Origin of the sequence: Pseudoduganella plicata (genome assembly GCF_004421005.1) — a bacterium.
GTDB lineage: Bacteria > Pseudomonadota > Gammaproteobacteria > Burkholderiales > Burkholderiaceae_D > Rugamonas > Rugamonas plicata.
The window spans coordinates 564,329-577,375 of the sequence record NZ_CP038026.1; the positions used below are offsets into that span (position 1 = coordinate 564,329).

Genomic DNA, 13,047 nt, shown 5'->3' on the forward strand with positions numbered 1-13,047 from the left:
AACATGAGCATCAACCTGAAAACGCTGATCGGAAAACTGAACGACACGAGCCGCACGGCCGCCACCCGCGCGGCCAGCATCTGCGTCTCGCTGGGTCATTACGAAGTCGATATCGAGCACTTCTTCCTGGCCCTGCTCGAGCAGCCGGCCAGCGACTTCGTCGTCATCGCGCGCCAGAACGGCATCAGCCTGGCGATGCTGGAAGCGGACCTGCAGTCGGAAGTGTCGCGCTTCAAGAACGGCAACAGCCGCACGCCTGTCTTCTCCGAGCGCATGCCCAAGCTGTTCGAGCACGCCTGGCTGATCGCCTCCCTGGACCTGCGCGCGGGCCAGCAGGCGCAGATCCGCAGCGGCCACATCCTGCAGGCGCTGCTGACGGAGCCGGAACTGTCGCAGCTGGCGGCACGCAGCTCGAAGCTGTTCGCCAAATTCGACCTGGAACAGATCAAGCACAAGCTGGACAAGGTTACCGCGGGCTCGCAGGAAGCCGTCGCCATGCCGGCGGCCGAAGGTTCGGCCGATGCGGGCGGCGACCCGGTCGGCGAACTGCAGGCCAAGGCGGGCACGAAGACGCCGGCACTGGACCAGTTCACGACGAACCTGACGCAGCGCGCGCGCGACGGCAAGGTCGATCCCGTCATCGGCCGCGACCTGGAAATCCGCCAGGCCATCGACATCCTGATGCGCCGCCGCCAGAACAACCCGATCCTGACCGGCGAGGCGGGCGTCGGCAAAACGGCCGTGGTCGAGGGCCTTGCGTTGCGCATTGCCCAGGACGACGTGCCGGACGTGCTGCGTGGCGTCGAGATCCACACGCTGGACATGGGCCTGCTGCAGGCCGGCGCCAGCGTCAAGGGCGAGTTCGAGAACCGCCTGAAGAACGTCATCGACGAAGTCAAGAAAAGCCCGCAACCGATCATCCTGTTCATCGACGAGGCGCACACGATGATCGGCGCCGGCGGCCAGGCCGGCCAGAACGACGCGGCCAATCTGCTGAAACCCGCGCTGGCGCGCGGCGAGCTGCGCACGATCGCCGCCACCACATGGGGCGAGTACAAGAAGTATTTCGAGAAGGACGCCGCACTGGCGCGGCGCTTCCAGGTCGTCAAGGTGGAAGAGCCGAGCGAGGAACTGGCCTGCGCCATGCTGCGCGGGATGGCGCCGCTGATGGAAAAGCACTTCAACGTGCGCGTCTACGACGAGGCGATCACGGAAGCGGTGCGCCTGTCGCACCGCTACATCTCCGGCCGCCAGCTGCCGGACAAGGCCATCAGCGTGCTCGATACGGCCTGCGCCAAGGTGGCACTCGGCCAGAACGCCACGCCGGCGCTGATCGAGACGCTGGCCCGCAAGCTGGAGCGGATGGATGCCGAGGCGGCATCCCTGCAGCGCGAGCAGGCCGGCGGTGGCAGCGCCCACACGGCGCGCCTGAAGGAGCTCGATGCGGCCCGCAAGGCAGCGCAGGAAGAGCACACGGCGCTGGCCGTGCGCTGGGAGAAGGAAAAGGAGCTGACCGAAAAGATCAAGGCGGCCCGCGTGGTGCTGGAAGGTGGCGAAGGAGCTGACAATAAGGTCGATCCGAGCGTGCGCAAGGATGTCGACGCGCTGCAGGCGGAACTGCGCGCGCTGCAGGGCGAGACACCGATGGTGCCCGTCCAGGTGGACGGCCACGTGGTCGCCGAGATCGTCGCCGGCTGGACCGGCATCCCGCTGGGCAAGATGGTTAAGGACGAAATCAAGACGGTGCTGAACCTGAAGGACCTGCTGCAGCAGCGCGTGCTGGGCCAGTCGCATGCGATCGAAGCGGTGGCGCAGCGCGTGCGCACGTCGCGCGCCAACCTGGACGACCCGAACAAGCCGAAGGGCGTGTTCCTGTTCGTCGGCCCGTCCGGCGTCGGCAAGACCGAAACAGCGCTGGCCCTGGCGGACGTGCTGTACGGCGGCGAGCGCAAGCTGGTGACGATCAACATGAGCGAATACCAGGAAGCGCACAGCGTCTCCGGCCTGAAAGGCTCGCCACCGGGCTACGTGGGCTATGGCGAAGGCGGCGTGCTGACGGAAGCGGTGCGCCGCAATCCGTACAGCGTCGTGCTGCTCGACGAAGTGGAAAAGGCCCATCCGGACGTGATGGAGCTGTTCTTCCAGGCGTTCGACAAGGGCGTGATGGACGACGCCGAAGGCCGCGAGATCGACTTCAAGAATACGATCATCATCCTGACGTCGAACATCGGCTCGTCCCAGCTGATGGGGGCATGCCTGAACAAGCCGGTCGAGGAGATGCCGACGCCGGAGCAGCTGGAGGAACTGGTGCGCCCGGTGCTGATGAAGCAGTTCAAGCCGGCGTTCCTGGGCCGCCTGAAGGTGATCCCGTATTTCCCAATCAGCGACGACGTGCTGGTCGAGATCATCGAACTGAAGCTGAACAAGATCAAACAGCGCATCGCCGTCAACCACAAGGCCGAATTCAGCTACGACGAGGCGCTGGTGGAAGCCGTGCTGGCACGCTGCACGGAAGTGGACTCGGGCGCCCGCAACGTCGACAACATCCTCAACGGCACCTTGCTGCCGGAGGTGGCGGAGTCGGTGCTGGCGAAGATGGCCGAAGGCGCGGCCATCGCGAAGATCAAGGTCGGCGCGGGCAAGAACGGACAGTTCAAGTACACCGTGAAGTAAGCCGTAATCCGGCAGCGTGCGTCGGGCTTTCCGGTAGCGTATAGTCGAATACAGTGTCCGGCGCATCGCCGGACACGTTCATTTGACGGAGGTACTGCGATGGATACCCTTTTCATCCCGTTTTCCCAGGGTGAGCAAAACGCACAGCTGATCAGCATGGCGGCCCGGTGGCAGGCGGCCTACCGCAATCAGGCGTGGGCCACGCAATGCGAGAACCGGGTGTACAGCCCTGGCTCTCCCGTGCTCGACGGCCTAAATTGCGCCGACACGCTGTATATCCTGGCGCATGGACAGGGCACCGACCTGATCATCAATAATCCGGGACTGACAGGTTATGTGCTGGACGCGTCGGCCCTGGCCATGCGCCTGCTCGACGCGCACCTGCCGAGCAGGCACCGCAACATCGTCCTCAGCATCTGCAATACCAATGGTTCGCTGGACGCTTTCGCCACCGAATTTCGCGATGAGATGCTCCGCCTGCACTACCTTGCGGTCCAGGTACATTACTTCGGCGCCAGCGTATCGATACCCACGCTGCTCGACGCCGCCACGGGAGAGGTGGGACAGACGGTGCTGTTCCTGAGGCCCGGCGCACATTTCATCAGCACGCCCAGCGGACTGGCGCCCACCGGTGTGCCGCTGAAGGCGGAGCACTATAAATATCAGGTGCAGTAACGGTCCAGTCAGGAATCGGATCTGCGCCTGTCGGCCGTGCTTTCAACCACTGCGCGATATCTGCCGCACGCAGGCCGCCCGGGGCGAAGTGAAACCCGTGCCGGCCCAGGCACGAGAAATTCGCAGCAGCGCTGAGCAAAGCGACAAGAGCCGCTGGTGCGGCTCTTGTGCAGATGTGAAGCGCTTGCCTGGCGGCGCGCAACCGCGGCCATGGCTGCGATCAGGAAGCCGGCGGCACGCCCAGCAGCTCCTCGATATGCGCCAGCGAAGCCTGGTCCTTGACGACGGTACGCAGCCACGTATGCAGGTCCTGCTCGCCCACGGCGGCCGCTTTTTCGGCAAAATACGACACGGGGCTGTGCGGCTCCGTCTCGCGGAAGTACTGCGCCACGGCGCGCAGCTGGGCAATCGCCTGGGCGCGCGTGCGGATCGGGCCATTCTGGCCCTGGCCGCCGCTCGTCTGCTGCGCAGCGACGGCGCCGGCATTGTCATCCTGGGGCGCGGGGCTGTCCGCGACTTCCGCCTGCACGGTTGGTGCCGGCATCACGTGCAGCATCGTTTCGACGGCGTCGCGCGCCTGCGAGAAGCCCGGGCTGTCCTGGCCGAGGCGGGCATCCGCGGCTTTTTCCAGCTGGAGCAGCGCGTCCATGCAGTACTGCGCGTCCTGCGTGAACTGGGTGCGGAACGACGGCGAGCTGCGTGCCTTGGCCGCTTCCATATCGGCCAGCTTCGGCAGGCCGGACTGGTCGTTCTCGTCGCCGGCACGCTTGCGCGCCGCTTCGAAGTCGATCGTCGAATAGCCGGAATTGCGGCCTTCCGTCAGCGGCATTTCACGGATCAGGGTGCGCGTGCGCGCCAGGATCCACGACAGGTTGCCGATGCGCTGGTCGTTGTCGCCGCCTTCGGCTTCCGGATACAGGCCCAGGTCCCAGAACTGCTCGCACAGGCCGGCCAGCAGGCGGTAGCCCTCTGCCAGGCCGCGCAGTTGATGCTGCTTCGCGGCGGCCTCGGTCAGCCAGACGGCCAGGCGCAGGTCCTTGCTCTTCTCGGCCAGCAGCTTGACGCAGCGCGTGACAACGAAGTCCCAGTCGGCTTCCTTCAGGTCCGTCTCCCAGGCGCCTTGCGCCAGCGACGGATCGTCGAACTTGCGCGCGTGGGCGATGGCGTCCAGCTCGGCGGAGAACGCCATATCCTCGCCGCATGGCTTGCTGTCGCTGATGGGGATTAATAGCTGTTCGGCTGTGAACATGGGTCCTCTGCAAAGTAAACGATGGATGCGATTTATTGGGAGACGCGGAACTCGATGCGGCGGTTGCGCGCACGGCCGTCGGCGGTGTCGTTGCTGGCGATCGGACGGTCCGGGCCCTGGCCCGTGGCCGTCAGCAGGTCGCCGTCCAGGCCATGGCTGGCAAAATAAGCCTTGACCGTGTCGGCGCGCGCCTGGCTCAGCGCCAGGTTCGACGTGCGCAGACCGGCGCTGTCCGTGTGGCCGATGATCTCGACCTTGCGGCCCTTCATCTTCAGCAGCGCAGCCAGCATCTCGTCGACGATGGCCTTGCCGGCCGGCGTCAGCGTCGCCTTGCCGCTTTCGAATTCCACCGTGCGGTTGGCCAGGGTGTTGTCCAGCAGCGCCTGGTCGGCGGCCGAGACGCGCAGCCCGTTGTTGACGGTGTAGGTGGGATTCAGGCTGGTGGCGACATTGCTGGCGATGCGCTGGCGCAGCGCCTCGTTGGCGACCTCGCCGCGCAGGCTGACGGTATTGCCGTCGATTTTCAGCTGGCCCTTGGTGATCTGCTTCAGGTCCGGGGTAATCAGCTTCTGCACGTAGCCGTTCCAGTTGGCCGGCATCGCGACGGGGCCGACGGCGATCTGGTCGACGACCCTGTCGGCGCCGTACAGTTCGCGCAGCTTGCCCAGCACGGCGGCCTTGCTGGCCTCGTCGGGCACGGTGCCGCTGACGGTGACCTGGCCCGGCTCGGGCGTGGCCAGGGCAGGGGCCACGTTCTGCGCAACGGCGGCGGCGCCAAAGCCGCCCAGTCCGAATGCCGCGGCGGCGGCAATGGTAGGGATGAATCGCATGGTCATGTTCCGATAAACGCCGTGCCGACGGAATCGAGCGCGGACTTGAGTGACAGGTTGCCTTGCGCCAGATACGTGGACAGCTTCTTGACGGCGTAATCGCTGTCGGTCTGCTCTTCCACCCAATCCAGCTGGTCGAAATCGATGTGGTGCTCGAGCGCCACCTGCGGGTCCATGATGGCGCGCAGCGTCTGCGCCGAAGCGCCGGAGAAGCCCAGCACCATGGCCGGTTTGTCGCCGATCTTCGTGACGAACAGCGCCAGTTCGAAGTCGGCCCGCGCCAGGAACGGCGTGATCAGGTGCATCCAGAACGCGGCCACCAGGTTGCGGTACATCGGGTCCACCGGCAGCGGCAGCAGCAGGCTTTTCTCCAGGCGGCTGGAACTGCTGGCCATGACGGGCTGCAGCAGCATCCCCAGCGCGAGCAGGATCTGGCGCGCAGTGGCCTGGTAGCCCGCCTGCGTCAGCATGGCATCGAGGGCCGATACCGTCTGCAGCTCCAGGAAATCCTCGAACGCGGCATCGTACGCGGCGGCGCGCAGATCCAGTTCGATCTGCTGGGCCGTGGCGTTCTGCAGCGACTGCGCGGCATCGACCGACGCGCGCACGCCAGACGTCAGGATTTCCAGGCGATTCCACAGTCGCGTCAGGACCATCGGCGCGTTCGGCACGAACGACGCCGGGTCGCCCACCTCCATCGCGCTCATCATCATGAACGGATAGCGGCGGTGCGACTGGTCCGTGCTGGCGACGATATGCCCGCCGATCGCATGGCGACGGCGCGTGCCGACGAACGCGAAGTGCAGCGGCGCGACGGCGTCGTAATTGAGGCGCCAGCGCGCGTCGGTGCTCATCAGGTCCATTGCCTGCGACAGCCAGTCGTCCAGCACCTTGATCAGCGCCGGGCTGTCGCTGGCCTTGACGAAGTCGCCACGGCTGGGGATCTTGCCGAAGTAGCCGACGGTGATCGGGGTTGCGCCGCGGGTCATTGCAGCGCTCCCACGGCGGCGGCGGCCGTACGGGCCGGTGCCCCTGGCGCGGCCGGTGCCGGTGCTGCCGGCGTGCCTGGCGCCGGGGCAGGAGCCGGTGCAGGCGTTGGAGCCGGGACCGGTGTCGTGGCCGGCGCCGGCGGCGTGGCGTCGATGATGGTCTCGGGCAGGCGCAGGCGCTTGAAGTTGGTGCCCGACTGCGGCACGGCGGCGGCCGGCGGCGGGGTTACCGTGCCGACGATCTTCAGGTTGGCCGTGACGGTCACGCCGCCGTTGTTCCAGGCCAGCTCGAACACGCCATTGTCCTTGCGGGTGCGGCGGGCCGCGTCGATCATCTTCTTCAGGCCGTCACGGCCCGATTCGTTCAGCAGCGAGACGACGGCGCCGGACGGCGTGATCGCCGAGATGCGCGCGCCCGGCGTGCCGGTCGGATTGGGCCAGCGCATCTTGACCCAGGGCTGCGGCTGGCCGCGCCAGCGCAGCGCCTGGCCGTCGATCTCCAGCGTGAATTCGGTGGCGCCCGTGGCGCCCAGCGCCTGCACGTCGAACATCGTCTGCGTCTCGCTCGGGCCGGCCGCTGCCGCGCTGGCGACGCCATTGGCCGACAGCGGAGCGACCCAGCCAGGGAAGTTGGCGATGACGGACGGCTCGAGGTGGATGCCGATTTCCGCCCACGTCTTCGGTTTCAGCACGTCGCCATAGCGGTTGACCAGCGGGCCGATCGTCGTGTTGAAGAACTTGGCGATGGCGCCGTCCGGGCCGAACATCTCGGCGATTTCCGCATTCGTCGCTTCCAGTTTCGACTCGGTCGAGAACGGATACTTCAGTGCCAGGTTCTTGTTGAACGGCTGCACGATCTGCAGCTGCCAGACCTTGTCGATCTCCGCTTCCGTCGGCTTGACGATGACGGCGAACGTCTGCATCAGCGGACGCACCAGCACCGGGCGGATGGCCGCCTTCTGCGCATCGGTCATCCCGACCAGCATCTGCTCGTCCACGTACTTCAGCGCTTCGGCCAGTTCCGAACCGGTGCCGTCCAGCGTCTGCTGCATCAGCTGCTTGGCGCCCGGGCCCGGGTCGCCCTGGTTCTTGATGGTATTCAGGCGCGTGCGCAGCTTCGACATCTGCTCGATATAGCCCTTCATCAGCGATGCGTTGTCGCGCGTGACGACCAGGCGTGCCACACCGGCGAATTCGCGGCCGACAGGCCCCAGCGGCAGGGCCGCGTTCTGCACGGGATTGGTGGTCGGCAGGTTGACGTTGATCTGCGACGGCTTCTGGCGCAGGATCGTCTCGCGGAACCAGCCCGTGATGCCGCGCTGGGCGCGCTGGATGCCCGCGTCCAGCAGCGACGGATTATCCCACGACGTCTGCTCGTACACGGTGGTAATGAGCTTGTTCAGCGGCGACGTCTGCGGATCGCCCAGGCGGTTCATCGCCGCCGTGGCCGTCGGGAAGCCGTCCAGGTCGCGGATCGTCACGCCCTGCAGGAACCGGCTCCATTCCTTCGCATAGTCGTTCTTGTACAGTTCCACCAGCGACTTCTGGATCTGTTCCGGGCTGCCTTCCAGCGTCAGGTCGTCCTTCGACGATGTCTTGAGCACCCAGTCGGCGCTTTGTAGTTCCTTGTTGGCCGCTTCCTTGAAGGCCTCCTGCACGAAGCCTTCCCATGCGGCGCGGGTGAACGTGCCGGGGATGGCGTAGCTGCCCAGGACGAGGTCCTTGTCCTGCTCGCCCACGATGCGGGCCACCGTCATCGACGGGAAGCGCGTGGCGGCGCGGGCCTTGACGTCGGCATACACACGCTCGCGCGCCGGCATGCCGCGCACGACGCGGCGCAGGTTGTCGCGGGTCTGGTCGATCAGCGCCAGCTTGCCTTGCATCTGCGGCCAGGCCGGATCGCTGACCTGAGCCAGGTAGAACGTGATCATGCGTTCGGCGCTGCGGATCATCTGCTCGCGCGGCATCGCGCCCCGGTTTGAATCGAGCCAGACGCGCCAGAAGCGGGTCAGCTGGTCATTCAGGTGGGCCGGCTCCGCCTTCGATTTATCCGTCAGCATCAGGTACGTCTTGAGCGCGTTGTACGCGTCTTCCGCGCTGGCCGGCGATGCGTCCTTGAACTGCGTGGCGCCGTTGTTGACGGCGGCGCTGTCGGCCGTGCCGGATGGGGCGGCCGAAGCGGTGACGGGTTTCGCCATCGGCTGCAGCTGGCCGGCGCTGTTGTTCACTTCGGCCAGGAACGACTCGAGCGACTGGCCGACCGGCTTGAGCATGACTTCGCGCACGCCGTTGAAGTATTCCTCGCGCAGCTTGCGGTTCAACACGTCGCCCTGGTACAGGCCGAAACTGAGCGACAGCGGGCGGCTTTCCTCATAGCGGTCCAGCTGCTCGATGCGGTCCTGCAGGATTTCCAGTGCCTGGATGCGCGACTGCAGGTCGAGGCTCTTCTGCTGCACCTTGATGGCCTGGTCCAGGTCCGCCTGCACGTTGGCCACCAGCTGGCGGTTGTTCATGAACGACCAGCTCCAGCCACCGAGCGCCAGGCCGACGAAGGCCATCGCCGCGAAGAACATGGCGTAGCGCGTGCGGGTCTTGGCCGGGCTGGCGTATTGCGCCACCAGGTCCTTGTCGGCGAAGATCACCTTGCGGAACAGGTTGAGGAGGAAGTAGCCCTGCTGCTCGTGCAGCTCCTCATGGTGCTGCGGCTGCAGCTTCAGGTCGAAGCGCTGCGCCACGCGATGCGACGAGGCGGACACGGTCTCGCCTTCCTGCAGCGCGCTGGTGAAGTAGAAGCCACGGAACACGGGCTTGAACTGGTACGGATTTTCCTCGAACAGCGTGGCGATGAACGAGCGCAGCGCCGGTTTCACCGATGAGAATTCGAGCGGGAAGGTGAACACGCCGGGCGGCATGCGTTCGCGCCACTGCAGCGACATATTGGCCAGGCTCAGGTCCTTCAGGCCGTCGTACAGCTCGTCGAAGCGGGCGTCGAACTGGTCGAGCAGCTGTTCGCTTGTCGCATTCTGGCTGTAGGGCAGGGTGGCGCCCCAGACGCGGTCGCGCTCCGCGCGCTCGCTATCCTGGAAGAATTCGTTGAACCCGGTGATCAGGTCGGCCTTGGTAAACACGACGTACACGGGCGCGTGCACTTCCAGCCGCTCGGTCAGCTCCTGTACGCGCTGGCGCAGGTTCTTGGCCAGTTCGATGGCGAATTCCGGGCGGTTGCGCGTCAGCTCGGCGATGCTGACGGCGATGACGACGCCGTTGATCGGCGCCTTCTTGCGGTATTTCTTCAGCAGGTCGAGGAAGCCGAACCACTCGGCCCGGTCTTCGTCCACGACCGAGTAGCGGCCGGCCGTGTCGAGCAGGATGCCTTCGGTGGTGAAGAACCAGTCGCAGTTGCGGGTACCGCCCACGCCATGCACGACCTTCGTGTCGGCAAACGGGAACTGCAGGCCGGAGCTGGCAATCGCCGTGCTCTTGCCGGCCGCGGGGTTACCGATGACCATGTACCACGGCAGCTCGTACAGCGCCGCGTCGCCGGACAACTGGCCCAGCTTCGAGCTCTTGATGGTGCCAATGGCTTCCAGCAGCCGCTTGCGGATGACTTCCGTCTCCTGGCGGTGCACGGCATCCTGTCTGGCGGGCACCTTGGCCTGCTGTTCGAGCATGTCGCCCAGCTGGCCGGCGGCCTTGCGGCGCCGGTGGCGGCGCCACAGCCAGACGATGGCGCCGAACGCCAGCGCGACGGCCAGCACGGTCCATGGCACGTTCGCCGGCCACTGCAGCAAGGCCGCGGCGATGAACAGTGTGATGGCGAACGCCAGCCAGCCGATCACGATCAGGCTGCGCCGCGACGTCAGGAATTCCCAGGTTTTTTGCATCATATGAGACTCGGTTTCAGGGGTGTGCCAGGCACGGAGGATATCAAGCTTGGGCGGCCGGCGCGAGCAGTGCGACGTCGCGGCGGTACGGATCGAGGTTGCCGATGCAGAGCACGGGGGCGGATTTTTCCAGTGCCGCGTGGCGTGCCAAGGCCAGTGCGGTCAGATACGTGACGGCGCCACAGCTGCCGCAGGCGGCGCCCACGCTGGCCAGGTCGGCGGCCGGGTCGAGCTCCTTGAACTGATCGGCAACGAGGTCCATCACTTCCATCACGCGGCTTGTGCGGTGGTCGGTGTCGGCGGTCAGCGCGGCGACGTCCGCGGCGGCGACTTGCGTATGCTGCAGCAGCGCTTCGGTCGTGCGGCGCAGAACGCTGCCGTCCACGCGTTTCGCCACGTCGGCGGAGCCGGGCAGTTCGGCGCTGGCGGCGCCACGCAGCAGCACGGCCTCTTCGCCCGGTGCCAGCAGCGCGGCCTGCGCGGCATCCGCAATCAGCAAGCCGGCCGCACCTTCGCCCGGAATCTCGCCTTGCGCGGTGCGCGCGGTGAACAGCCGGCCGGCGCCGCTCATGGCGTCGATGGCGCCTTCGCTCAGGTGCGAATCGCACGCGATCACCATGGCCAGGACAGGCGCCGACGGATCCGTGGCGGCGTGCGCCAGCAAAGTGTTCAGCAGGCCGTTGACGTGTGCCGAGGCCTGCGTGGCCGTCGGTGCCAGGCGATCCTGCGGCCAGCCGGCCTGCACGAGCAGGTGGCGCAGCCATTCGTCCGCCAGTGCGCGCGTTTCGGTGGGCCAGCCGGCGGACCACACTGGCAGCAGGTGCAGCAGGGGCAGCGTGGTGGGCGAGCGCATGTCGGTGCGGGCAGTGTGTTCGGCGATGTGCGGGTGCGTGCCGAGCCAGCCCGCCAGTTCGGCCAGCACGGCGCTGCCGGCATTGAGCGCGCGCCATTGCTCGTCGCTGAACGAGGCTGCGTCTAGGCCGCGCGTGGCCAGCCATGGTTCCAGTTCCTCGCGCAGCGCGGCGGGATCGTTGTCCGCTACACGCGCCGTCATGACAGGGAAACCGTGGTCGTCGTACAGCTGGTCGTCCAGCGCCGGGCGGGCCGAGCCTTCGGCCAGCGCGGCATACAGTTCGTCCGTGGACTGGCCATGCGGGGCGCGCACGGCGGCAGCGACGATCGTCAGCGATGGCGCGGCCAGCGCGGGGGCGGCTTCCGTTTGCGCCGCGGCCACCGGGGCGGCGGCGCTGGCCGCGGCCGCGGCGCTCATCCGAGTGTGAATCTTCTTGCCGATCCAGACCAGCAGCAGCAGCGCGAGCGGCAGCATCAGCATGAACACGATCAGATCGCCGGTGGCGGGCATGCGGTTGCTCGCGCGCCAGTACCAGATGGCGCCGATCCAGCACGCGCCAAACGCGCCCGCAACGATCCCCAGGGGTTTGAGCCAGGCCAGCATGTCAGACGTTGTCGACGGTTGCCTGCTGGCCGGCGACCAGCGTCGCCCCGCAGGAAGTTTTATCGCCGTGGCGGGCGGCCGGCTTGCCGTCGACGATCAGCGTCTGGTCGCCGCTGACGATCGTGCCGTTGCCGTGGCGCGGGCAGGTGACCTTGTCGCCCACGCGCGCGATACCCTTGCCGCCGGTGTCGGACAATGTGGATGCTTCCACGACCGTGCCGCCATGCGATGTCTTGTCGCCCAGTGTGATCAAAGGTCCTGCCATAAAATCGACTCCTATCGTTTTTTCATTACGCCGGGCAGACGCAGTTCCGTATGCCCGAAATCCATCATTTTCCAGCGTCCACCCCAGGTGAGGCCAAGCGACTCCGCCACTTCGCCATACAGCTGATATCCGCGCATGGCCCACGGATCCTTTTCCGTGATAACCAGTTTGCCATCGCGCAGGAACGCGCAGTCGGCCGCGAGACCATACTGGTGCCAGCTCTGGAATGCCGCCGCGCTGGTCACGTTCGAGCCCATTGCCGCCAGGCGGTTCTGCCGCTCCGGACTGCGATAGCCTTCCAGGATTGCCATGTCATACCCGTGTTTTTCCTTCATGATCTTGAAGACCATCAGCAAACGCTGCGTATAGTCGGCATGCATCTGGTTCCAGTCACGACTGGCCGATATCAGCATCGGCCGCTCCTGCGCCACTTCCGCCTGGGCCTGGGCAAATACCATCGGCGGCAACGCCGGCGGCGGCACCAGCTGTTCGCCCTGCAGCAGTTCGGCGACCTGCGTATTGACTTCGCGGGTGGAGGTTTCGAACCCGCTCAGGGTGGCGCGTGCGCCCAGCACCACCGCCAGCAGCGGCGGCAGGCAAAGCAGCACGATGCCGCCCGCGCATAGCAGGTAATGCTGCCGCAGGAATGCGCCCAATGCGTTGGCCGAGGCGCTGCCGTTCTGGCGCAGGGCCTCGGCATCGCGCCGGCCGCGCTGCGCGACCTGGCCAACGCGGCGGTGCAGGCGCTGCGCGGCCGCACTCAGCCCGTTCAGCATGAACTCCCGTCCGGCGGGGAACAGGATCATCCAGCTGACGAGACAGGCCAGTAAAAAGTAAAGAATTATCGCCAGCAGCCACACAGCCACTTCTCCTGTAAGCAACTGAGTATCGTTCGTATCTTCAGAGCATTGCTCTCCAGTATAACTTACCGATATGGCAATGTCTCGCATATTTGAATAAAATTACGAACTTGCACAAAAAATTATTGTCTGAATATAGGCAAGTTGTTCTTGACTCCTGTAAAGT

General features: G+C 66.0%; 9 protein-coding genes. 2 read left to right on the plus strand and 7 right to left on the minus strand.

Features of this window, described 5'->3' with window-relative positions:
• Nucleotides 1–3: 3 nt before the first annotated feature.
• Together tssH and E1742_RS02405 are read left to right on the plus strand one after the other, a co-directional pair.
• Nucleotides 4–2,673 (plus strand): type VI secretion system ATPase TssH, encoded by a 2,670-nt coding sequence (gene tssH / locus E1742_RS02400; RefSeq protein WP_134383388.1) that lies wholly within the window; start codon nt 4–6, stop codon nt 2,671–2,673.
• A 99-nt stretch (nt 2,674–2,772) separates the two neighbouring features.
• On the plus strand, nt 2,773–3,348 hold the full coding sequence (locus tag E1742_RS02405) for a hypothetical protein (protein WP_134383389.1): 576 nt from the start codon (nt 2,773–2,775) through the stop codon (nt 3,346–3,348).
• A 220-nt stretch (nt 3,349–3,568) separates the two neighbouring features.
• Here the strand turns inward: E1742_RS02405 and tssA are convergent, their stop codons facing one another.
• From tssA to E1742_RS02440, 7 genes are read right to left on the minus strand one after another with little or no spacing between them, the layout of a single operon-like run.
• On the minus strand, nt 3,569–4,597 hold the full coding sequence (gene tssA / locus E1742_RS02410; protein ID WP_134383390.1) for a type VI secretion system protein TssA: 1,029 nt from the start codon (nt 4,595–4,597) through the stop codon (nt 3,569–3,571).
• 32 nt (nt 4,598–4,629) lie between these two features.
• On the minus strand, nt 4,630–5,427 hold the full coding sequence (locus tag E1742_RS02415; RefSeq protein ID WP_134383391.1) for an OmpA family protein: 798 nt from the start codon (nt 5,425–5,427) through the stop codon (nt 4,630–4,632).
• Between the two features lie 2 nt (nt 5,428–5,429).
• Nucleotides 5,430–6,416 carry a type VI secretion system-associated protein TagF gene (tagF, locus tag E1742_RS02420; RefSeq protein ID WP_134383392.1) on the minus strand — a complete coding sequence of 329 codons (987 nt, stop codon included), beginning with the start codon at nt 6,414–6,416 and terminating at the stop codon, nt 5,430–5,432.
• Nucleotides 6,413–10,300, minus strand: a complete 3,888-nt coding sequence (gene tssM, locus E1742_RS02425; RefSeq protein ID WP_134387939.1) for a type VI secretion system membrane subunit TssM — start codon at nt 10,298–10,300, stop codon at nt 6,413–6,415. The genes tagF and tssM overlap by 4 nt, the downstream gene beginning before the upstream one ends.
• Nucleotides 10,301–10,343: 43 nt before the next feature.
• Complete coding sequence (locus E1742_RS02430; protein ID WP_134383393.1) at nt 10,344–11,756, minus strand: hypothetical protein; 1,413 nt, start codon at nt 11,754–11,756, stop codon at nt 10,344–10,346.
• Between the two features lies 1 nt (nt 11,757).
• On the minus strand, nt 11,758–12,021 hold the full coding sequence (locus E1742_RS02435; RefSeq protein WP_134383394.1) for a PAAR domain-containing protein: 264 nt from the start codon (nt 12,019–12,021) through the stop codon (nt 11,758–11,760).
• An 11-nt stretch (nt 12,022–12,032) separates the two neighbouring features.
• On the minus strand, nt 12,033–12,881 hold the full coding sequence (locus E1742_RS02440) for a M15 family metallopeptidase (RefSeq protein ID WP_189569250.1): 849 nt from the start codon (nt 12,879–12,881) through the stop codon (nt 12,033–12,035).
• Between the last annotated feature and the right edge of the window lie 166 nt (nt 12,882–13,047).

What these genes read in the sequence shown, in the direction of transcription:
- tssH (WP_134383388.1), top strand. Translation starts at nt 4, where the DNA reads ATGAGCATCAACCTGAAAACGCTGATCGGAAAACTGAACGACACGAGC.
- E1742_RS02405 (WP_134383389.1), top strand. Translation starts at nt 2,773, where the DNA reads ATGGATACCCTTTTCATCCCGTTTTCCCAGGGTGAGCAAAACGCACAG.
- tssA (WP_134383390.1), bottom strand. Translation starts at nt 4,597, where the DNA reads ATGTTCACAGCCGAACAGCTATTAATCCCCATCAGCGACAGCAAGCCA.
- E1742_RS02415 (WP_134383391.1), bottom strand. Translation starts at nt 5,427, where the DNA reads ATGCGATTCATCCCTACCATTGCCGCCGCCGCGGCATTCGGACTGGGC.
- tagF (WP_134383392.1), bottom strand. Translation starts at nt 6,416, where the DNA reads ATGACCCGCGGCGCAACCCCGATCACCGTCGGCTACTTCGGCAAGATC.
- tssM (WP_134387939.1), bottom strand. Translation starts at nt 10,300, where the DNA reads ATGCAAAAAACCTGGGAATTCCTGACGTCGCGGCGCAGCCTGATCGTG.
- E1742_RS02430 (WP_134383393.1), bottom strand. Translation starts at nt 11,756, where the DNA reads ATGCTGGCCTGGCTCAAACCCCTGGGGATCGTTGCGGGCGCGTTTGGC.
- E1742_RS02435 (WP_134383394.1), bottom strand. Translation starts at nt 12,021, where the DNA reads ATGGCAGGACCTTTGATCACACTGGGCGACAAGACATCGCATGGCGGC.